The sequence below is a fragment of the Bradyrhizobium sp. 956_D2_N1_4 genome, from assembly GCF_052076025.1.
GTDB classification, from domain to species: Bacteria; Pseudomonadota; Alphaproteobacteria; order Rhizobiales; family Xanthobacteraceae; genus Bradyrhizobium; species Bradyrhizobium barranii.
The window spans coordinates 3,231,240-3,250,959 of sequence record NZ_CP197237.1 but is presented as its reverse complement, the minus strand read 5'-3'; the positions used below and the strand labels follow the sequence as shown (position 1 = coordinate 3,250,959).

Annotated in this window: 18 protein-coding genes; 11 read left to right on the top strand and 7 right to left on the bottom strand. The window is 64.8% G+C overall.

What is annotated here, in order from left to right:
* Nucleotides 1-18 precede the first annotated feature (18 nt).
* Genes AB7535_RS15100 through AB7535_RS15090 form a run of 3 tightly spaced genes read left to right on the top strand, consistent with a single transcriptional unit; the run spans nucleotide 19 to nucleotide 1,673 of the window.
* Complete coding sequence (locus AB7535_RS15100) at nucleotides 19-546, top strand: phage tail protein (RefSeq protein ID WP_166096568.1); 528 nt, start codon at nucleotides 19-21, stop codon at nucleotides 544-546.
* A 40-nt stretch (nucleotides 547-586) separates the two neighbouring features.
* Entirely contained in the window at nucleotides 587-1,135 is a 549-nt protein-coding gene (locus AB7535_RS15095) for a phage tail protein (protein WP_085401505.1), read from the top strand.
* A 10-nt stretch (nucleotides 1,136-1,145) separates the two neighbouring features.
* The gene (locus AB7535_RS15090; RefSeq protein ID WP_224580747.1) at nucleotides 1,146-1,673 is read left to right on the top strand and encodes a GNAT family N-acetyltransferase; all 528 of its coding nucleotides are present in this window, start codon (nucleotides 1,146-1,148) and stop codon (nucleotides 1,671-1,673) included.
* Here AB7535_RS15090 and AB7535_RS15085 read toward each other — a convergent pair.
* Nucleotides 1,670-2,626: an alpha/beta fold hydrolase gene (locus tag AB7535_RS15085; RefSeq protein ID WP_439036586.1), complete on the bottom strand. Its 957-nt coding sequence runs from the start codon at nucleotides 2,624-2,626 to the stop codon at nucleotides 1,670-1,672. The two genes, AB7535_RS15090 and AB7535_RS15085, sit on opposite strands and share 4 nt — an antisense overlap.
* 152 nt (nucleotides 2,627-2,778) lie before the next feature.
* Between AB7535_RS15085 and AB7535_RS15080 the strand changes: the two genes are divergently transcribed.
* The 6 genes from AB7535_RS15080 to AB7535_RS15055 all read left to right on the top strand — a co-directional run bounded on the left by AB7535_RS15080 (nucleotide 2,779) and on the right by AB7535_RS15055 (nucleotide 9,492).
* Nucleotides 2,779-4,041 carry a D-alanyl-D-alanine carboxypeptidase family protein gene (locus tag AB7535_RS15080; protein ID WP_439036585.1) on the top strand — a complete coding sequence of 421 codons (1,263 nt, stop codon included), beginning with the start codon at nucleotides 2,779-2,781 and terminating at the stop codon, nucleotides 4,039-4,041.
* Between the two features lie 2 nt (nucleotides 4,042-4,043).
* Nucleotides 4,044-4,730: a dTMP kinase gene (tmk, locus tag AB7535_RS15075; RefSeq protein ID WP_085401502.1), complete on the top strand. Its 687-nt coding sequence runs from the start codon at nucleotides 4,044-4,046 to the stop codon at nucleotides 4,728-4,730.
* Nucleotides 4,727-5,773, top strand: a complete 1,047-nt coding sequence (locus AB7535_RS15070) for a DNA polymerase III subunit delta' (RefSeq protein ID WP_439036584.1) — start codon at nucleotides 4,727-4,729, stop codon at nucleotides 5,771-5,773. The genes tmk and AB7535_RS15070 overlap by 4 nt, the downstream gene beginning before the upstream one ends.
* Nucleotides 5,774-5,882: 109 nt before the next feature.
* Nucleotides 5,883-7,892 carry a methionine--tRNA ligase gene (gene metG, locus AB7535_RS15065; protein WP_166096564.1) on the top strand — a complete coding sequence of 670 codons (2,010 nt, stop codon included), beginning with the start codon at nucleotides 5,883-5,885 and terminating at the stop codon, nucleotides 7,890-7,892.
* 12 nt (nucleotides 7,893-7,904) lie between these two features.
* A complete protein-coding gene (locus tag AB7535_RS15060; RefSeq protein WP_283016468.1) occupies nucleotides 7,905-8,681 on the top strand; it encodes a TatD family hydrolase in 777 nt (258 codons plus the stop codon).
* Nucleotides 8,682-8,694: 13 nt separating this feature from the next.
* Complete coding sequence (locus AB7535_RS15055; RefSeq protein ID WP_283016467.1) at nucleotides 8,695-9,492, top strand: MBL fold metallo-hydrolase; 798 nt, start codon at nucleotides 8,695-8,697, stop codon at nucleotides 9,490-9,492.
* 15 nt (nucleotides 9,493-9,507) lie between these two features.
* Here the strand turns inward: AB7535_RS15055 and AB7535_RS15050 are convergent, their stop codons facing one another.
* The 5 genes from AB7535_RS15050 to AB7535_RS15030 all read right to left on the bottom strand — a co-directional run bounded on the left by AB7535_RS15050 (nucleotide 9,508) and on the right by AB7535_RS15030 (nucleotide 16,037).
* Complete coding sequence (locus AB7535_RS15050; protein ID WP_283016466.1) at nucleotides 9,508-11,157, bottom strand: acyl-CoA synthetase; 1,650 nt, start codon at nucleotides 11,155-11,157, stop codon at nucleotides 9,508-9,510.
* A 23-nt stretch (nucleotides 11,158-11,180) separates the two neighbouring features.
* Entirely contained in the window at nucleotides 11,181-13,070 is a 1,890-nt protein-coding gene (locus tag AB7535_RS15045) for a TRAP transporter large permease (RefSeq protein ID WP_354123802.1), read from the bottom strand.
* Between the two features lie 30 nt (nucleotides 13,071-13,100).
* Nucleotides 13,101-14,120 carry a TRAP transporter substrate-binding protein gene (locus tag AB7535_RS15040; RefSeq protein WP_354123803.1) on the bottom strand — a complete coding sequence of 340 codons (1,020 nt, stop codon included), beginning with the start codon at nucleotides 14,118-14,120 and terminating at the stop codon, nucleotides 13,101-13,103.
* 505 nt (nucleotides 14,121-14,625) lie between these two features.
* A complete protein-coding gene (locus AB7535_RS15035; protein WP_439036583.1) occupies nucleotides 14,626-15,177 on the bottom strand; it encodes a 4-hydroxylaminobenzoate lyase in 552 nt (183 codons plus the stop codon).
* Nucleotides 15,144-16,037, bottom strand: coding sequence for an ABC transporter substrate-binding protein (locus tag AB7535_RS15030; protein ID WP_439036582.1), 894 nt, complete (start codon nucleotides 16,035-16,037; stop codon nucleotides 15,144-15,146). Before AB7535_RS15030 ends, AB7535_RS15035 begins: the two co-directional genes overlap by 34 nt.
* 228 nt (nucleotides 16,038-16,265) lie before the next feature.
* On the opposite strand from AB7535_RS15030, the gene AB7535_RS15025 reads away from it, so the two are divergent.
* Both AB7535_RS15025 and AB7535_RS15020 read left to right on the top strand, forming a co-directional pair.
* On the top strand, nucleotides 16,266-17,243 hold the full coding sequence (locus AB7535_RS15025; protein WP_354079939.1) for a LysR family transcriptional regulator: 978 nt from the start codon (nucleotides 16,266-16,268) through the stop codon (nucleotides 17,241-17,243).
* Between the two features lie 145 nt (nucleotides 17,244-17,388).
* Complete coding sequence (locus AB7535_RS15020; RefSeq protein ID WP_354079937.1) at nucleotides 17,389-18,585, top strand: M24 family metallopeptidase; 1,197 nt, start codon at nucleotides 17,389-17,391, stop codon at nucleotides 18,583-18,585.
* Between the two features lie 149 nt (nucleotides 18,586-18,734).
* Here AB7535_RS15020 and AB7535_RS15015 read toward each other — a convergent pair whose 3' ends face one another.
* Nucleotides 18,735-19,550, bottom strand: a complete 816-nt coding sequence (locus AB7535_RS15015) for a hypothetical protein (RefSeq protein ID WP_354079935.1) — start codon at nucleotides 19,548-19,550, stop codon at nucleotides 18,735-18,737.
* Nucleotides 19,551-19,720 lie beyond the last annotated feature (170 nt).

The following is a 19,720-nucleotide window of genomic DNA, read 5'->3' as shown; positions in this document are numbered from 1 at the left end:
ACCAAAGGATCATATGCGATGGCAGATCCGTTTCTCGGCGAGATCAGGTTGTTCGGCTTTCCGCGGGTGCCGGACGGCTGGTTCGCCTGCAATGGACAGTCGGTCTCGATTGCCCAGTTTGAGACGCTTTACGCCGTGATCGGCACCACCTATGGCGGCGATGGCGTCAACACGTTCAACCTTCCTGATCTACGCGGCCGTGTGCCGATCGGACAGGGACAGGGGACAGGCCTTCCGAACTATACGCTGGGCCAGCCCGGGGGTGAGGAGAACCACACCCTGATCGAAGCCGAAATGCCGACCCACAGTCATGCGCTGATGTCCTCGACCGTGACGGCAACGGATGTAACGCCCGGGCCGACCCTTCATCTTGCCACGGCGTCAGCAGGTGAACTCTACGCACCGATTGCGAACGCTGGGACGTACTCCACGATGGCCCCCTGCGTCGCCACTTCGGGCAACAGCCTCGGGCACAACAACATGATGCCGAGCGTCGTTGCCAATTACTGCATTTGCTACGCGGGCGTCTTCCCTTCGTCCGGTTAGGCTGCGCACGCATCCGTATTCAGTCTCAAGGAAAGACAACATGTCAGATCCGTTCGTCGGAGAAATCCAGGCTTTTACGTTTCCTTTTGCGGTCGGCGGCTTCAACAGCGCCTGGCTGCCGTGCGGCGGCCAGCTCCTGCCAATTCAGGGTTACAGTGCGTTATTTGCACTCATCGGTACCTACTACGGCGGCAATGGCACGACCAATTTCGCCTTGCCGAACCTGAACGGTTCGGTCGCGATCGGTCAGGGGCAAGGCCCGGGATTGCAAAATTATGTCGTCGGCGAGACCGTCGGCAGTTCGACGGTGACGCTGATCGGCGACAACATGGCGAGGCACACGCACGCCCTGCAACTCGGCGACAAGAGCGCGACAGGCGCTACGGCAGGTCCCGGCGCGGCGGGGACCACGGTTGCGATCGACCCGAACTTCACCGGCTTCACGGCGCCACCCGGCAGTCTCACCTTGGTGCCAAGCGCCGTCACACTCACCGGGCAGAACCTGCCGCACGACAACATGCAGCCGACCCAGGCGATCGTCTGGTGTATCGCCTATGCGGGAATCTTTCCGGCTTTCGGCAGCTCCTGAACGATCTTGAGTGCGCGACGGCATGATTGACGGCGCGCCGCTCGACATCGTCCCGGACGATCCGGCGCTTCGGCTTCGGCCCGCAGGCCCGAATGACGAGCCGTTCATCCGGCATCTCTTCGAGGAGGTGCGGACGGGGCAATTCACCGCGACCGGATTGTCCGGGCCGATCGTCGGCCAGATCATCGCGCAACAGTTCCGCGGCCAGGCGGCCAGCTATGCCGCGCAATTTCCGGGTGCGATCTCGCTGATCGTCACACAGGACGCGACCGCGATCGGCCGGCTGCTGCTTCATTGCGAAAGCGAGCACTGGCACATCATGGACATCGCGCTGCTGCCGGCCGATTGCGGTCGCGGCGCCGGCACGAAGATCCTCGACGCTCTCGAAGCGAGCGCACGGCAGCAGGGTGTCGGCGCGCTGACGCTCTCGGTGCTCGCGGACAATTCGGCCGCGCTCAGGTTTTACCTGCGGCGAGGATTTGCCGAGACCGGGCCGGCGGGCGCCGCTCACATCGCGATGAAAAAGGATCTCGGCTAACGCACAGCCACTTCGTGCAGGAACTTCAGCAGCGCAGCGTTGACCTCGTCGGGCCGCTCCTGCTGGACCCAATGGCCGGCGCCCTCGATGATCAGCTTCCGCGTCAGATTGGGCAGCACGCGCTCGAGCTCGTTGACGCGCTTGGCGCCGATCAGGCCGGTGATGACGGCGTCTTTCGAACCGGCAATGAAGAGCGATGGCTGATGGATCTGCGCGTCCTGCCAGGGCGCCGTCAGCTCCCAGTTGCGGTCGAGGTTGCGATACCAGTTCAGCCCGCCGCGGAAGCCGGACTTGCGGAAGCTTTCGGTGAAATAGGCGAGGTCAGCCTCGCTGAGCCAGTTGGGCAGCGGCTCCTCGGCGAGCGCGTGACCGAGAAAGCCCTTGCCCTCCTGGACGAACATCGCGGCGCTGGGATCGGCAAGGCCGCGCCCGCCGAGCACGATGCGCATGGTGCGGGCGATGTCACGCTCGAACTCGGCCTCGGCGACGCCGGGTGTCTGGAAATACTGCCAGTAGAAATTGGTGACGCCGCCCTGGCGCAGCAGATCGAGCGGCTTGCCGCGGCCGCGGAATGGCGGCGGCACGCTCAGGCCCGCCACCGCCGTGAAGATGTCGGGCCGGAACAACGCCGCATGCCAGGCGACCGGCGCGCCCCAGTCGTGGCCGACCACCATCGCCTTGCTCTCGCCGAGCGCGTGCACGAGGCCAACGACGTCGCCGACCGTGTCGAAGATCGAGTAGGCGGCAACGTCCGCCGGCGCCGCGCTCTGGCCGTAGCCGCGCATGTCGGGGGCGACGACGTGGAAACCGGCGTCCGCCAGCGCCGGGATCTGGTGGCGCCAGGAGTAGGATAGCTCGGGCCAGCCGTGGCACAGCACCGCCAGCGGACCCTGGCCGGCCTCGCGGATGAACAGGTCGATCCCGTTGGCCTTGATCACGCGGGTGGACAACATCGCTTTTCCGCCTTGTTTCAGGGGTTTGGTCGGGAAATATCAGGTGCCACGATAGGGGCGCGCCGAGAATCGTGCAATCTCGGGTTCGGCGGCCAGCCCCGTGTTGTTCGCACCGGTTCCTGCTGTTAGAACGCCGCTCTCAGGGCTTCGCCATGGCATTTCGTCTTTTTCCGCTCCGTCGCACCCGGTTCTCCGCCGGTGCGCTGGCGCGCGGGCTGATCGCGGCGGTTCTGGTGGCGGGCATCGGCTGGGGCGGTGCCCTCTACGCCGCCAACCAGAGCATCCAGGGCGCCAAGAAAGCCGAGGATTCCGGCTTCGACGGCGACGCCCCCACCGCGATCCTGATCGAGGCCTCCAGCGGCAGCGTGCTGTTCGAGAAGAACGCCGACGAGCTGCGCGCGCCCTCCAGCATGATGAAGCTGATGACGGCCGAGGTGGTCTTCAATGCCATCAAGAAGGCCGACATCAAGCCGACCGACGAGTACCGGATCAGCGAGAACGCCTGGCGCAAGGGCGGGGCGCCCTCGGGCGGCTCGACCATGTTCGCCGCCATCAACAGCAAGGTTTCGGTCGACGATCTCCTGCATGGCGCGATCATCCAGAGCGGCAATGACGCCTGCATCGCGCTGGCCGAGGGCATTGCCGGCAACGAGAAGATCTTTGCCGCCGACTTCATGACCAAGCGTGCCCGCGAGCTCGGCATGACGAAGTCGACTTTCGGCAATTCCAACGGCCTGCCCGATCCCGGCAACAAGATGACGGTGCGCGAGCTCGGCATCCTCGCGCGCCACATCATTCTCGACTTCCCCGAATTCTACAAACTATTCGGCGAGAAGGAGTACACCTGGAACAAGATCCGCCAGCCCAACCGCAATCCTCTGCTCAATTCAATGGAAGGCGCTGACGGTCTGAAGACCGGCTACACCAAGGAAGGCGGCTACGGCATGGTCGGCTCGGCCGTGCAAAACGGCACGCGGCTGATCGTGGTCGTCAATGGCCTCGAAGATTCTGAGGATCGCGCCACCGAAGCCAAGAAGATGCTGGAATGGGGCTTTCGCAATTTCGAGACCCGCACCTTGATCGCGGCCGACCAGCAGGTTGGCTATGCAAAAGTGTTTGGCGGCGAGAGCCGCTCGGTCAAGCTGGTCGCCAAGACGCCCGTCAAGGTGATGGTGCACAAGAACGGCAGCGACAAGCTGATTGCGCGCATCGTCTATAGCGGACCGGTGCGCGCGCCGATCGAAGCCGGCCAGAAGGTCGGCGTGGTCAAGGTCTGGCGCAGCGGCAATATCGCGGTGGAGACGCCCGTCTATGCCGCCGAAGCGATCGGCACCGGCTCGACCATGCGCCGCGCGATCGACGGTGCCAGCGAGCTCGTGATCGGCATGTTCCGCGCGGGCGCCGAGAAGCTCTGATCATGAGTGAGAGCGCAGCACAGCGACCGTCCGGACGCGGACGCTTCATCACCTTTGAAGGCGGCGAGGGCACCGGCAAGTCGACCCAGATCAAGAAGCTCGCCGACCGCCTCACTGCGGCGAGGATGCGGACCCTCGTCACGCGCGAGCCCGGCGGCTCGCCGGGTGCCGAGATCATGCGCCACCTGGTGCTGTCGGGGATGGGCAAGCTGCTCGGGCCCGAAGCCGAGACGCTGCTGTTCGCGGCTGCTCGCGATGACCATGTCCGCACCGTGATCCAGCCTGCGCTCAATCGGGGCGCCTGGGTGCTGTGCGACCGCTTCGCCGACTCGACGCGGGCCTATCAGGGCAGCCTCGGCCGCGTGCCGATGGGCCTGATCAACGCGATGCAGCGGGTCACGATCGGCGATCTCAAGCCGGACCTCACCCTCATCCTCGATTTGCCGGTCGAGATTGGATTGCAGCGCGCCGCCGTGCGTCGTGGTAGCGGCACACCTGACAGGTTCGAGGGCGAGCAGCTCAGCTTCCACCAGGGCCTGCGCGAGGCCTATCGCAAGATCGCCGAGGACGATCCCGGCCGTTGCGTCCTGATCGATGCCAATTCCGATCCCGACACGGTTGCTGGACGAGTCTGGACGGCGCTGCGCGACCGTCTTCTCCCAACCCCTGCATCGGTGGTTTCCCTATGAGCCCGCGCCAGGCCGAACGCGAAACCGCCATTCCGCATCCGCGCGAGACGAGCCTTCTGTTCGGCCATCGCGAGGCCGAGACGGCGCTGCTCGCGGCCTATCGCAGCGGGCGCATTCCGCATGCCTGGTTGATCGGCGGGCCGCAGGGGATCGGGAAGGCGACGCTGGCCTATCGCATAGCGCGCTTCGTGCTTTCCAACGGCCAGCCGCTGGCGCCGTCCGTGCAGCGCGCCGAGACCCTCGCGATCGATCCTGATAACGCCGTGGCGCGGCAGGTTGCGGCCAGCTCGCATGGCGGGCTGTTGACGCTGGAACGCACCGCCAACGACCGCGGCGTGATGCGCACCGTGATCACCGTGGACGAGACGCGCGAGACGATCGGTTTTTTCGGCTCGACTGCCGCGGCAGAAGGCTGGCGCGTCTGCATCGTCGACACCGTCGACGAGCTCAATCCGAATGCCGCCAACGCACTGCTGAAAATCCTCGAGGAACCGCCGCAGCAGTCACTGTTCCTCCTGGTCAGCCACGCGCCGGCGCGTGTGCTCGCCACGATCCAGTCGCGCTGCCGCAAGCTGCGCCTGCGCCCGCTCGGCACGGATGATGTGATCGGCGCCGCAGCTTCGGCGGCTGACCTCGATCCGAACGATCCGGCGCTACACGAGGCCGCGGAGGCCTCCGAGGGCAGCGTCGCGCGGGCGCTGACGCTGCTCGGCGGCGATGCCCTGAAGCTGCAGCAGCGCACGGCGGCGCTGCTCGCGCGCCTGCCACAGGTCGATCCGCGCGAATTGCACACGCTCGGCGATTCGCTCGGCACCAGCGATCGAGTCGCGCTGGCGGCCTTCATCGACGGCATCGATCGCTGGATTGCGGAGCGCCTGCACTCCGACGAGGCCAATGCCAACCAGAATCTGCCGCGCCTTGCGCGCCTAGCTGAGGTATGGGAAAAGATCGTCCGCGCCGCGCGCGACACTGAATCCTACAATCTGGAGCGAAAGCCCTTGGTTTTCTCGGTGTTCGGCTGGCTGGCGGACGCAACGCGCTAGAGCATGATCCGGAAAAGTGTGCAGCGGTTTTCCGACAGGATCATGCTCCAAATAATGACCTAACGCAGGTTCGTTTCCAAATTTCGAGAAGCCGGTAAAGGAATTCGTCGTGGCCACGCGAGCTAAGAAAACCGCTAGAGGCAAGAGCAGCAAGAAGAAGGCTGCCAACAAGGCCGCGAAGAAGGCCGTGAAGGCGCTCGCGCGCAAAGCTGCCAAGAAGGTCAAGAAGACCAGGAAGGCTGCCGCCAAGAAGGGCGTGAAGAAGAGCGCTGCGAAGACGACAAAGAAGGTCGGCAAGAAGGCCGCGAAGAAGCAGGCCGTCGCCAAGAAGGCGGTGAAGAAAGCGGCCAAAAAGGCAGCCAAGTCTCCGGCGAAGAGCAAGGCTCCCGCGAAGAGGGCCGCCAAGAAAACGAAAGTGACTGCGCCTGCCGTGACCGTCGCACCGGCTCCCGTCGCCACGCCGCCGAAGGTTGTGAAGCCCAAGGTGTCGAAGCCCAAAGTGTCGAAGCCTGAGGCGCCGCCCGCACTGAGGCCCGTCGCAGCTCCGCAAGCCGCAACTCCTGTTGCCGCTCCCGCGCGCGACAACGTCTTCTACATCTCGACCGCCATCGCCTATCCCAACGGCAGCCCGCATATCGGCCACGCCTATGAGGCGATCTCGGCCGACGTGCTGGCGCGCTTTGCGCGGCTCGACGGCAAGGACGTGTTCTTCCTGACCGGCACCGACGAGCACGGTCAGAAGATGGTCCAAACCGCGCAGAACGAAGGCCTGACCCCGTCCGCGCTCGCGACCCGCAATGCTGGTCGCTTCAAGGAGATGGACGAGCGTCTGAACGTGTCGTTCGACCGCTTCATCCGCACCACCGAAGAGCAGCACCATCGCTCCAGCCAGGAGATCTGGCGGCGCATGGAAGCGAACGGCGACATCTACGCCGACAGCTATGCCGGCTGGTACTCGGTGCGCGACGAGGCGTATTACGCCGAGGACGAGACGCGCCTGAACGACGACGGCGTGCGCCTCGGACCGCAAGGCACGCCAGTCGAATGGGTCGAGGAGAAGAGCTATTTCTTCCGCCTGTCGGCCTATCAGGACAAGCTTCTGAAGCTCTACGAAGATCATCCTGAATTCATTGGCCCGGACTCGCGCAAGAACGAGGTGGTGAGCTTCGTACGCGGCGGCTTGCGCGATCTCTCGATCTCGCGCACGACCTTCGATTGGGGCGTGAAAGTGCCCAGCGACGAAGAGCACGTGATGTATGTCTGGGTCGACGCGCTGACCAATTACATCACCGGCGTCGGATTCCCCGACGAGAGCGACAAGAACTGGCGCTACTGGCCGGCCGACGTGCACATCATCGGCAAGGACATCATCCGCTTCCACGCGGTCTACTGGCCCGCATTCCTGATGTCGGCCGGCATTTCGCTGCCGAAGAGGGTCTATGCCCATGGCTTCCTGTTCAACAGGGGCGAGAAGATGTCGAAGTCGGTCGGCAATGTCGTCGACCCCTTCAATCTTGCCGACCAGTATGGCGTCGACCAGATGCGCTATTTCTTTCTGCGCGAGGTCTCGTATGGCCAGGACGGCAACTACAACCACGAAGCCATCGTCGCGCGCATCAATGCCGATCTCGCCAACGATCTCGGCAACCTCGCGCAGCGCTCGCTGTCGATGATCGCCAAGCAGCTCGGCGGCGTGCTGCCGGAGCCGGGCGAGTTCAGCGACAACGACAAGGCGATTCTGGCGATGGCGGACGGCATGATCGCCGCATCGCGCGAAGCGATGGCGACGCAGCAGATCCATCACTGGCTCAACGCCGTGTGGGCCGTGGTCGCGGAGGCCAACCGCTATTTCGCGGGCGAGGCGCCGTGGGCGCTCGCCAAGACCGATCCTGTCAGGCAGAAGACGGTGCTCTATGTCACCGCCGAAGTCGTGCGCCAGATCGCGATCCTGGCCCAGCCGGCGATGCCGACTGCCTCGGGCTTGCTGCTCGACAGCCTCGGCATTCCCGCGGGCGAGCGGAATTTCGTGATGCTCGGGGGCGCCAAACGGATCGCGCCCGGCTCGACGCTACCGGCGCCGACACCGGCGTTCCCGCGCTACATCGAGCCGGCGGCCTAGGGCGTTCGGGCGATGCTGGTCGACAGCCACTGCCATCTGGATTTTCCGGACTTTGCGGAAGATCTCGACGGGATCGTCTCGCGTGCACGTGCGGCCGGCATCGGCCGTATGGTCACGATCTCCACGCGGGTGCGAAAGCTCAATCAGCTTCTGGCCATCGCTGAGCGCTACGACGACGTCTACTGCTCGGTCGGCACCCATCCGCACAACGCGGACGAGGAAGACGGCATCTCGCCGGACGAACTGATCGGGTTGACCGGGCATCCCAAGGTGGTCGCGCTCGGCGAGGCCGGGCTCGACTATTTCTACGACAACGGCGCGCCGGAGGCGCAGGCGAGGGGCTTCCGCGCCCACATCGCGGCGGCCCGTGCGACCGGCCTGCCGCTGGTGATCCACACCCGCGAGGCGGACGAGGATTGCGGCCGCATCCTGGAGGAGGAAGCGGCCAAGGGATCGTTTCGCGCCGTGCTGCATTGCTACACGGGCGGGCGCGAGCTGGCGCTGAAGGCGGTGTCGCTCGGGCTCTATGTCGGGTTCACGGGCATCCTGACCTTCAAGAAGTCGGAGACCCTGCGCGCGCTTGCGGCTGAACTGCCGTCTGACCGTATTCTGGTTGAAACAGACTCGCCCTATCTTGCGCCCGGCAAGTTCCGGGGCAAACGCAACGAGCCGGCCTATGTGGTCGAGGTCGCCAAGGTGCTAGCCGAAACGCGCGGCGTGTCGCTCGATGAGATCTCACGCCAGACCACCGAAAACTTCTTCCGCCTGTTCTCCAAGGTGAAATCTTAGGACTGGGAGCCGCATGACGCTGACGCTGACGATCCTGGGTTGCGGCTCCTCCGCCGGCGTGCCGCGCCCGGCACTCGGCTGGGGCGCCTGCGACCCCAACAATCCAAAGAACCGCCGCCGCCGCTGCTCGCTGCTGGTTGAGCAGACATCACACCACGGCACCACGCGCATCGTGATCGACACCTCGCCCGACCTGCGCGAGCAGCTCATCGATACCAATGTCGACCACATCGACGCGGTGTTCCTGACCCACGAGCATGCCGACCAGACCCACGGCATGGACGATCTGCGCTCCGTCGTGCTCCACATGCGCAAGCGCATTCCGGTCTATTTCAACCAGTCGACCGCGAAAGACATCATGGCGCGGTTCTCCTATTGCTTCATCTCGCCCGAGGGCAGCGACTATCCGCCGATTTTGCACCGGCATTCGATCGAGGCCGGCGAAAGCCGGACCATCAGCGGCAAGGGCGGGGACGTGACCATGACCGCCTTCCTGGTCCAGCACGGCCAGATCCCCGCGCTCGGCTATCGCATCTGCAATGCCGCCTACACGCCCGACCTCAACGACATCCCGCGCGAGAGCTGGGGCGCGCTGGAGAATCTCGATCTCTGGATCGTCGACGGCTTACGCTACACCCAGCATTCCAGCCATTTCAGCATCAACGATGCGCTGTCCTGGATCGAGCGCTTCAAGCCCAAGCGCGCCGTCATCACCAACATGACGGCCGACGTCGATTACGAGGTGATCCGGCAATCGCTGCCGGCGGGCGTGGTGCCGGCCTACGACGGCATGCGGCTCGAGACGCACTGATCGCGCCGGCTCGGTTCAGGCCGAGATCGCCTTCGACGAGCCGATCTCGTTACGCAGCAGGAATTTCTGGATCTTGCCCGTGGACGTCTTCGGGATCGGTCCGAACACGACGGCCTTCGGCGTCTTGAAGCCGCTCATATGCGTGCGGCAGAAGGCGATGATTTCGGCTTCGGTCGCGCTGGCGCCGTCCTTCAGTTCGACGAAGGCGCAGGGCACCTCGCCCCATTTCGGATCGGGCTTTGCGACGACGGCTGCGAACAGCACGGCCGGATGCTTGTAGAGGATGTCCTCGACCTCGACGGAGGAAATGTTCTCGCCGCCGGAAATGATGATGTCCTTGGAGCGATCCTTGATGATGACGTAACCGTGCTCGTCGAGCACGCCGAGGTCGCCGGTGTGAAACCAGCCGCCCTCGAAGGCTTCTTTCGTCGCCTTCTCGTTCTTGAGGTAACCCTTCATCACGATGTTGCCGCGGAACATGACCTCGCCGATGGTCTCGCCGTCGCGGGGCACCTCCTGCATCGTCTGCGGATTGATGACGGTGACGCCTTCCTCGAGCGGGTAGGGCACGCCCTGCCGCCGCTTCATGCTGGCGCGCTCGGCGGCGGGCAGATCGTCCCAGCCGGGTTGCTCGGCGCAGACGGAGGCGGGGCCGTAGACCTCGGTCAGGCCGTAGACGTGCGTAAGCCTGATGCCGATGTTTTCTGCGCCTTCGAGCACCGCGACCGGCGGTGCGGCGCCGGCGATCAGGCCGACGACGCCGCGCGCGGCACTGCCCTTCGGCGCATCGGGTGCGTTGATCAGCGTGTTGTAGACGATCGGCGCGCCGCACATGTGGGTGACGCCGTGCTGCTTGATCAGCTCGAAGATTTTTGTCGGCTCGACCTTGCGCAGGCAGACATTGATGCCGGCGGCCGCAGCGATGGTCCAGGGGAAGCACCAGCCGTTGCAGTGGAACATCGGCAGCGTCCAGAGATAGACCGGATGCTGGCCGAGCTGGCCGGCGAGGATGTTGCTGACGGCGTTGAGATACGCGCCGCGATGATGGGTGACGACGCCCTTGGGATTGCCCGTGGTGCCCGAAGTATAGCTCAGCGCGATGGCGTCCCATTCGTCCTTGGGCGGGATCGCCGCGAAGTCCGGGTCGCCTTGCGCAACCGCCGCCTCGTACTCGATCTCGCCAATGCGCTTGCCGCCCTTGAAAGCGGCGTCGTCGACGTCGACGACGAACGGCTTCGGGCCCTTCATCTGCGCGAGCGCGTCGGTGATGACAGTCGAAAACTCCGGATCGACCAGGATGATCTTGGCGCCGCCATGATCGAGCTGAAACGCGATCGAAGGCGCATCGAGACGAATGTTGAGCGCATTGAGAACGGCGCCGGTCATGGGGACGGCGAAGTGCACCTCGTTCATCGCCGGAATGTTCGGCAGCATCGCCGCGACGGTATCGCCGACGCCGATGCCCTTGCCGCCGAGCCAGGACGCAAAGCGTTTGCAGCGCTCATGCGTCTCGCGCCACGTGAAGCTGCGGCCCTCATAGACAGTGCTGACGTGGTTGGGATAGACGGCGGCGCTGCGCGCGAGGAAGCTCAGCGGGCTCAGGGGGACGTAATTGGCGGGGGTCTTGTCGAGGCCGATATTGTACTGGTTCTGCCGCTCGCTCATCGAACCCTCCTTGACGCCGCGCTCTACAGGAATCCGATCGAGATCCAGGGGAAGATCGCGACGATGATCAATCCCACCAGCAGCGCCAGCAGATAGCCCCAGATCGGCCTGATGCCTTCGGCCGGATCGACGCGTCCGATGGCGCAGGCGGCATAATAGCCGACGCCGAAGGGCGGGGCGAATAGCCCGATACCCATGGCGAGAATGATCACCATGGCGTAGTGCACCTCGTGCACGCCGACGGCACGGGCGATCGGAAACAGCAGCGGCCCGAACAGCACGATTGCCGGAATGCCCTCAAGCACGCTGCCGAGGATGGTGAAGGCCAGGATCGACACGGCGATGAAGGTCGCAGGCCCCCCGGGCAATCCGGTCATGGCTGAAGCCAGCGAGCGCGAGAAGCCGGATTGGGTGAGCCCCCAGGCCATGCCGGTCGCCGTGCCGATGATCAGCAGGATCGCGCCCGACAGCGCCGCGGTCTCGACCAGCATGGGAAACAGCCGCCGCCAGTCGAAGCGGCGGTAGACGAGGAGGCCGACCAGGGCGCCGTAGACGATGCCGATGGTGGAGACTTCGGTCGCGGTCGCAATGCCCTCGACCACGGCGTAGCGGATCACGAAGGGAAGCGCGAGCGCGGGCAGGGCGATGACGAAGGTCTTGCCGATCTCGCCACCCGTGGCGCGGCGCACATGGCTCATGTCCTCGTGGCGATAGCGCCACCACACCAGCATGCAGAGGGTGATGGCGAGCACGACGCCGGGCAGCAGGCCGCCGGTGAAGAGGGCGGCGATCGATACGCCCGTGACCGAGCCGATCGTGATCAGCACGAGGCTCGGCGGAATGGTCTCGGTTTGGGCACCCGTAGCCGCAAGAAGCGCCACGAGGTCGCCGGGCTTGGCGCCGCGCTGCTTCATTTCCGGGAACAGCACGGGCGCCACCGCCGCCATGTCGGCGGCCTTGGCGCCGGAGATGCCGGAGACGAGATACATCGCGCCGACCAGCACGTAATGCAGGCCGCCGCGGACATGGCCGAGCAGGCTCGCCAGGAACGCGACCATGGCCCGCGCCATGCCGGTCATCTCGATCAGAAGCCCCAGGAACACGAACAGCGGCACCGAGAGCAGGATGAGGTGGCTCATGCCCTCGTCCATCCGCCCGACCAGCACCATCACCGGCGTCCGCGTGGTCAGCGCCAGATAGCCGTAGATCGCGAGGCCAAACCCGAACGCAATGGGAACGCCGGCAAAGACGCAGAAGCCGGCGACGCCGACGAAGAAGATGACGAGGTTGAGGTTGCCGAGCGGCCGCAGATAAGGCTGCGCCAACCAGAACAGACCGACGATGACGGCAACCGATATCACCGCCGTCAGCACCATGCGGTAATCGGCGGCGCGCAGCAGCCGCAGCAGCGCGAACACCGCCATCAGGCAGATGCCGGCCGGCAGCGCCGCGGCGCGCCACATGTTCGAGATCTGGAGCGCCGGCGTGGTGATGAAGCTTTCCTCGTAGGCGTATTCGGCGGATGGCCAGACGATCAGCGCCAGGAACGCCAGCGCCGCGCAGGTCGCGACCATGTCCAGATAGGCGCGCAACGCCGGCCGCGCGCTCGCGACGAGCGCCGTCATGCGCATGTGCTCGGAGCGGCGGAATGCGACCGCCGCGCCCAGCATCGCCAGCCACAGGAACAGGATCGAGGCGAGCTCATCCGACCAGATAAGCGGCCGGTGCACGCCATAGCGTGCGACCACGCCGGCAAACAGGATTACGATCTCGGCGACGACCAGGATTGCCGCGGGGATCTCGACGGCGAGGCCGAGGAGGCGCTCCAGCGAGGCCAGCACGGGGGATCGGCGAGGGGGCTGAACAGCCACCTCGCCCACCACTTCGGTCGCCTGAACCTCGACATGAGCCATCTCGATAAGAACCTCGGCGGCCCCGACGCGTTACGACAGCTTGCCGACGGCCTTTTCCAGGAGATCCCAGGCCTGGTCGCCATACTTGCCCTTCCACTCGGCATAGAAGCCGGCGGAGCGCAGCTTGTCACGGAACGGCGCCACCGCAGGCTGGTTGAAGGTCAGGCCTTTGCCCGCGAGCTCCTGCTGGAGATTCGCATTGAGCTTGGCGGTATCCTCACGCTCCTTGACGGCGGCGGCGTTGATGTTCTTGGCGACGACGGTGCGCACATCCTCTGGCAGCGCGCTCCAGGCGCGGCGGTTGGCCAGGAACCAGAATCCGTCCCACATGTGGTTGGTCAGCGAGCAGTACTTCTGCACCTCGTACAGCTTGGCGGTCGAGATGATCGCCAGCGGGTTCTCCTGGCCCTCGACGATCTTGGTCTGAAGCGCGGAATAGACCTCGGCGAAATTGATCGAGGCGGGCGCGGCGTCGAACGCCTTGAACATCGAGGTCCACAGCGGTGACACCGGCACGCGGATCTTGAAGCCCTTGAGGTCGTCGGGACCGGTGATCGGCTTGCTCGACGACGTGGTCTGGCGGAAGCCGTTGTCCCAGATCTTGTCCATGACCTCGAGGCCGGCCTTCTTGATCTCGCCGCGGACATGGGCGCCGAGGTCGCCGTCCATGGCCTTCCAGACCGTGCCGTAGTCCGGGAACGCGAAGCCGATGCCGTTGATGGACGCGGCCGGCACCAGGGTCGACAGGATCAGGCCTGACAGCGTGAAGAATTCGACGCCGCCGGACCGGATCTGGCTCAGCATGTCGGTGTCGGAGCCGAGCTGGTTGTTCGGAAAGATCTGGAGGTCGAACTTGCCGTTGGTCTCGGCCTTGATCGCCGCCGCCATCTCCTTGGCGCGCACGTTCAGCGGATGGGTGTCAGGCAGGTTGTTGGCGTATTTGTAGGTGAACTCGGCGCTCTGGGCGCGGGCCACATGGGGCGCACCGAGGCCGCCCAGGACCGCGGTCGCGGCGGAGGCCTTGAGAAGCGTGCGTCGGGAAAAGCTCATGGGTCTGCTTCCTCGGAAGTTTGTTGTTGTTCTGAGATGCAAACCTATACGGACGGAAGGCCTGAAGGTCATCTGCGATCTCGCGAGGTCTCGCTTATTGCAGCCGGACACCGTCGCGGCAATATCGGCTTTCGGCAGATGGGCCGGATTCAAAATCTGAAAAACAACCCCATGCACAGTAGCCGTCAAGAGCCGGGAGGCCAGTCGCCGCGCATCGCGGAAACGGACGGCAAGCGAAGGCGCGGTGTCAGGAATTCGACCTAAATACCTGATCTAATTATATATAAAGATATTCCATAATATACCTTATGCGAATTACGGATATGGCGGTCCGGGCTGGGGCCCACTTGGCGCATGGTCGCCGAAATCCCTCCCCACCGTTCATGGTGAGCCGCCCTTGCTGGCTCTGGCGTCGCGGCGCATCGCCGCGCGCGGACTCAGCTGTGCATTCATCTGAACGGGTGACGCTCGCGCACGGCGTCACCCGAGACGGTCCGGCCGGCGATTAGGACGGCGCGGCGAAGTCGTAGGAGATGCGTCCGGCGGGCAGATAGAACAGCGCGATGACGGCGCCGCCGCGCACCTCAGGATAGTGCCGGCTGCCGGGATCGGGCGCGGTCCAGCCGGGCCCTTGCCAGCCCTGCAGCCCCTTGAGCTCGGCGCCCTTGTCCAGCGGCACGACCAGGTTCAGTTCCCCATATGGGTGACCGTGATATTGCCCGCGGAGCACGTCGTGGTCGTCCTCGTCCTTGAAGCGGCGCGGATCGGTGCTGTTCATGTAGACGGCCGTGATGCTGAACTGGAACGTTTCAGGCGTCGGGTCCATGATGCGGCTGCGCCGGTAGTTCGGACCGTCGACCTCCTGGTTCGCCGCCCAGCCTTCCGCGACCCCGAGCTTAATCAGGTGTGCCAGGTCCTGGTAGAGCTGGCTGCCCTCGCCGTATGTTTGGTTGAGCCACCGCTCCATCTCCGCGCCGGGCGTCATATCCTTGACCTCGCGCAGAAACGGAATGCTGTACTGAATCAATTCGTCTCGGCTTCGAAGCGCTTCGACCACGCCCGCGTATCCTCGTTCAGGTCCCAATAGAACGCCGAGCTCAGCATCAGGCCCTGGGCACTCTGGAGCCCGAGACTGTGAATGTCGGCAATGAAGACGAGCAGCCCGACCAGCTTCTGCCGCTGCGTGATGCCGAATTCGCCGGCCTGCTTGACGACGTTGATGAAGTCGCCGCCGGTGTCGGCGAGCGCGATCACGTCCGCCTTCGATGACTGTGCCTGGAGCAGGAAGGACGAAAAATCCGGCGTATTGAGCGGATGTTTCACGGCGCCGATCACCTTGCCGCCCGTGGCGTCGATGACCTTGCGGCTATCGGCCTCGAGCTGGGCGCCGAGGGAATAGTCGACCGAGATGAAGTACCAGGAGCTCGCGCCGAGACGCGACATCGCCCGCGTCGTTCCCTGCGACAGCGCATAGGTGTCGTAGGTCCAGTGAATTCCGGTCGGCGAGCATTCGTCGCCGGTGAGGCGCGACGTGGCGGCGCCGGTGGCGAGGAAGAGCTTCTTCTTGTCGCGTGTGATGCCCTGCACCGCCAGCGCGACCGCGGAATTGGGCACGTCGAGGATCACCTCGACGTTTTCATTTTCGAGCCAGCGCCGCGCGATGGTCGCTCCCACATCGGCCTTGTTCTGGTGGTCTCCCGCGACGATCTGGATGCTGCGCCCCAGCACCTGACCACCAAAGTCGTCGACCGCCATTTGCGCCGCGACCACCGAGCCCTGGCCGCCATTGTCGGCGTAGAGCGAGGACATGTCGGTGAGAACGCCGAGCTTGACCGGACCATCCTGCGCAATGGCCGGCGCCATAAACAGCGCCAGTGCTAGTCCGAAAGCTCCGATCGACATCCCGCAGGATTTCATTGCCCGTCTCCTCCAAATTCGGCGCTGGGATCATGACGGGATCGCGCGAATGCGGAAGTGAAACTCTTGCAGAGTGATCCTGAACCGCCTTCAGATTGGTGGCCCGAACGCCCGGGCGTCGCAGTCCGGGCGCCCTGCTCGGTTGCGTTGGCCGCACGCATGGCCTTAACTGGAAACCATCGCAGGTACGCAACGGGCGCGCGATCCGCCTGCGACGGTGTCCTGCACGTGGCTGTTTCCTTCAAGACCCTGGACCTGAACCTGCTCAAGGTCTTCGACGCCGTGATGGAAGAGCGCAGCGTGCTGCGTGCAAGCCAGAGGGTTGCGCTCAGTCAATCCGCCGTGAGCCATTCACTCGCCCGGCTCCGCGAGATGCTGGAAGACGATTTGTTCGTGCGCACGGCGACCGGCATGCAGCCGACCGCGCGCGCATTGACGATGGCGCCGCAGGTTCGCGAAGCCCTGCGATCTCTCGAGGCGGCGGTCGAGCAGCCGCGCTTCGTTCCGGCGGCCTCCACCAGGCAGTTCACGCTCGCCGCCAACGACTTCACCACGATGGTGCTGGCCTCACCGCTCCTGAAGATACTCGGGCTTGAAGCGCCGGCGATCGACCTGATCATCAAGCCGGTGACACGGATCGACCTTGCCGAGCAGATCGACCTTGGTCGCATCGACGTTGCGATCGGTGTCTTCTCGGATCCGCCGAGCCGCTTCCGGACCTCGCTGTTGTTCGAATATGACGACGTGCTGATCGTGGGCGGAAAGCGCAAGCTCGGCCGGATCGACAACGCGGCCCTGGCGCGCATGCCGCTGGTCGTTGTCTCCTTCGGCGGCGAGCAGGAGGGCGCAATCGGAGGCTTCATCTCCGAGCGCGGCCTCGCAAGGCGATCGGAAATGTATGACCGCGCGGCGCTCGAACGGGCATTGTCCGAAAGCGACCGGCCGCCGCGCATAGCTGTTTCGCTGCCGCATTTCCTGGCGCTGCCCGCCCTGCTCGCGGACTCCGAACTGGCGGCCATCGTTCCGCGGCCATTGGCGCGGGCGTTCGAACGCGAGCATGCCATCACGACGTACGAACTGCCTTACGCCACAACCCCGGTCGAGGTCCGGCTGTTGTGGCACGAACGTATCGAGGGCGAGCCATCGCATGACTGGCTTCACGATATCCTCAGGCGTGCGACCGCGGACCTCAGGCGTGGACGCTAGCTGGCGACGGTCTCAGTCCTGGTTCCATTTGCCATTGGGTCGTTCGGTTGGGGCGCGCGAGTGGAGGTTGTGCTAGACTAGGCGCCGCAGTCCTGAAGAGGTCAACGATACAAGGCGGTCTCAACCGCCGCTCAAGGAGCCCGTCATGCAGGAGAACGTCACCCGCGCGAACAGCTCGCGCGCCATTCCGTTCGACGCCGCCAAGCTCGACCGTCTCATGGAGGCCGCCGGCCTCGACGTGCTGGTCGTGACCTCCAAGCACAATGTGCAGTATTTGCTCGGCGCCGAGCGCGCGATCTTCTTCGACTACATGGACGCGATGGGCGTCAGCCGCTATCTGCCGGTGCTGGTCTATCCCAAGGGGGCGCCGGACAAGGCGGTCTATATCGGCCACCGTCTGGAGACCCATCAACGCGCCGTGGCTCCGCCATGGGTACCGCAGGTCCGGACAGAGTCCAACGGCTCGGTGGATGCCGTGACGCGGGCCATTGGCCTGATCCGCGACGCCGGCGTGCCCTTGAAGCGGGTCGGCGTCGAGATGGCGTTCCTGCCGATGGATGCGGGCCGGGCGCTCAGTGACGCCCTGCCCGGCGCCGACCTCAAGGACGCGCTGCTGGTGCTGGAGCGGCTGCGGGCGGTCAAGTCGGCGGACGAGCTGGCCAAGCTCAAGACGGCGTCCGAGCTCGTCATCGCATCGATGCTGGAGGTGATCGCCGCGCACGGTCCGGGCACCACCAAGCAGCAATTGTCGGACAGCTTGCGCATCGCCGAGGCCAATCGCGGCCTGACATTCGAATACTGCCTGCTCGCCTGCGGCAGCAGCCACAACAGGGCGCCATCATCGCAGCGCTGGGAGCAAGGCGACGTGCTGTCGCTCGATTCCGGCGGCAATTATCACGGCTATATCGGCGACCTCGCCCGCATGGCCGTGCTGGGCGAACCCGACAGCGAACTGCAGGATTGCCTGGCCGAGATCGAGGCGGTTCAGCGCGCCGCCTTTGCCGCGGTCCGACCTGGCGCCCTCGGCGGCGACATCTACGTCGCGGCCGAGCGGCAGCTTGCCCAGATCACTCAGCGCGACTTCACAGATTTCCTGGCCCATGGCATGGGTCTCGTCAGCCACGAGGCCCCTCGCCTGACCGCCAAAGGTCCGGTCCCCTACGACGACACCGACGCCCGGCTGCCGCTTGAAACAGGCATGGTGGTCTCGATCGAAACCACGATGAAGCATCCGAAGCGCGGCTTTATCAAGCTCGAGGATACGGTTGTGGTGACGCCGACCGGGTATGAGATCTTTGGCGAGGGCGGCCGCGGGTGGAATTTGGGCGGCAGCGCGCTTTAGCTTGATGGCGTTGCAAGACCCTCATGGTGAGGAGCGCGGCACGCGCCTCTCGAACCATGAAGGCCCGCCTCTCGCGTGTGGCCATCCTTCGAGACGCCCGCTTTGCGGGCTCCTCAGGATGAGGTGCGGAGTGAGGTGAAGCTGCGCAATTACCGCGCCAGCAGCATCTCCAGCTGGCTCTGCGCCTTCTTCACCGCGCCCGCGAACCAGCTCTGGCTTGGCGCCTCCTTGGCGAAACACTTTGTGTAGGCGTCCATGGCCTGGTCTTCCTTGGCCATGGCGTCCTCTGGAGTCTTCCTGGCCATCATCTGCTTCCAGACTTTTTCGCAGGCCGGGATCTCGGCCGTCTTTACGGCATCGGTGACGGCGAGGAAGAAGACCTTCTCGCCCTGAATCGCGACCACGTCGATTTCATGCGGCGCGCCCTTCAGGTCGCCGTTGCCGCGCACGCCGAGCACGGCGACCGCGGCACCGGCGGAAGCGGGCTTCGTGATCGGCAGCTCGGTATATTTGGCGAAGGCCGAGTCCTGGATCGCCTGATAGTAGAAGCGGTCCGACTTGAAGGCGGCGCCGATCTCCTGCGGCAGGCCGTCCTCGCGGTGCTCGCCCAGCCAGTGCTTGAGCAGCGCGGTCGTCGTCACCACGGCCTGCATCTTGTCGCCCTCTGAGGCGAAGCCCAGCCCGTCGAGATGGCCGAAGCCCGAGTCGCCCTTGAACAGCGTGTCGGCGTTCGACTTGCCTTCCGCCGGCAGCCCCTTGATCGTGACCGGTCCGACCAGGCCGCGCAGCACACCGGTCAGCTCGTTGAGCGCCGCATCGTGCTGTTTGAAAGTCTCGTCGTTCTCCTTGGCTTTGGAGAATTTTGCGATGTAGCGATCGCGCAAATCGAGATAGTGCTGCTCGGGCGTGGCGGCGTCGGTGGGTGTCGCGAAAACGAGCAGGCAGAGCAAGACGAGCAATCTCATTGCAATTTCCGGACGACTGGGAGCGATCTCCAGTCTTTGTGCCGGTGCCGGACGGGAAGGTTCATCGGCTCCTGAACTGCGAACGTGCGTGGCGGTCGGAGGTGTGGATGTACCCGTTTCAGGTTGACAAGAGCGGCCGTCCAGCGCCAAAATTCGATCGGGTCGATACA

Excerpts from the sequence above, each read along its gene's own strand:
- AB7535_RS15100 (WP_166096568.1), top strand. The coding sequence starts at position 19 with ATGGCAGATCCGTTTCTCGGCGAGATCAGGTTGTTCGGCTTTCCGCGG.
- AB7535_RS15095 (WP_085401505.1), top strand. The coding sequence starts at position 587 with ATGTCAGATCCGTTCGTCGGAGAAATCCAGGCTTTTACGTTTCCTTTT.
- AB7535_RS15085 (WP_439036586.1), bottom strand. The coding sequence starts at position 2,626 with ATGTTGTCCACCCGCGTGATCAAGGCCAACGGGATCGACCTGTTCATC.
- AB7535_RS15080 (WP_439036585.1), top strand. The coding sequence starts at position 2,779 with ATGGCATTTCGTCTTTTTCCGCTCCGTCGCACCCGGTTCTCCGCCGGT.
- tmk (WP_085401502.1), top strand. The coding sequence starts at position 4,044 with ATGAGTGAGAGCGCAGCACAGCGACCGTCCGGACGCGGACGCTTCATC.
- AB7535_RS15070 (WP_439036584.1), top strand. The coding sequence starts at position 4,727 with ATGAGCCCGCGCCAGGCCGAACGCGAAACCGCCATTCCGCATCCGCGC.
- AB7535_RS15060 (WP_283016468.1), top strand. The coding sequence starts at position 7,905 with ATGCTGGTCGACAGCCACTGCCATCTGGATTTTCCGGACTTTGCGGAA.
- AB7535_RS15055 (WP_283016467.1), top strand. The coding sequence starts at position 8,695 with ATGACGCTGACGCTGACGATCCTGGGTTGCGGCTCCTCCGCCGGCGTG.
- AB7535_RS15050 (WP_283016466.1), bottom strand. The coding sequence starts at position 11,157 with ATGAGCGAGCGGCAGAACCAGTACAATATCGGCCTCGACAAGACCCCC.
- AB7535_RS15045 (WP_354123802.1), bottom strand. The coding sequence starts at position 13,070 with ATGGCTCATGTCGAGGTTCAGGCGACCGAAGTGGTGGGCGAGGTGGCT.
- AB7535_RS15040 (WP_354123803.1), bottom strand. The coding sequence starts at position 14,120 with ATGAGCTTTTCCCGACGCACGCTTCTCAAGGCCTCCGCCGCGACCGCG.
- AB7535_RS15030 (WP_439036582.1), bottom strand. The coding sequence starts at position 16,037 with ATGAAATCCTGCGGGATGTCGATCGGAGCTTTCGGACTAGCACTGGCG.
- AB7535_RS15020 (WP_354079937.1), top strand. The coding sequence starts at position 17,389 with ATGCAGGAGAACGTCACCCGCGCGAACAGCTCGCGCGCCATTCCGTTC.
- AB7535_RS15015 (WP_354079935.1), bottom strand. The coding sequence starts at position 19,550 with ATGAGATTGCTCGTCTTGCTCTGCCTGCTCGTTTTCGCGACACCCACC.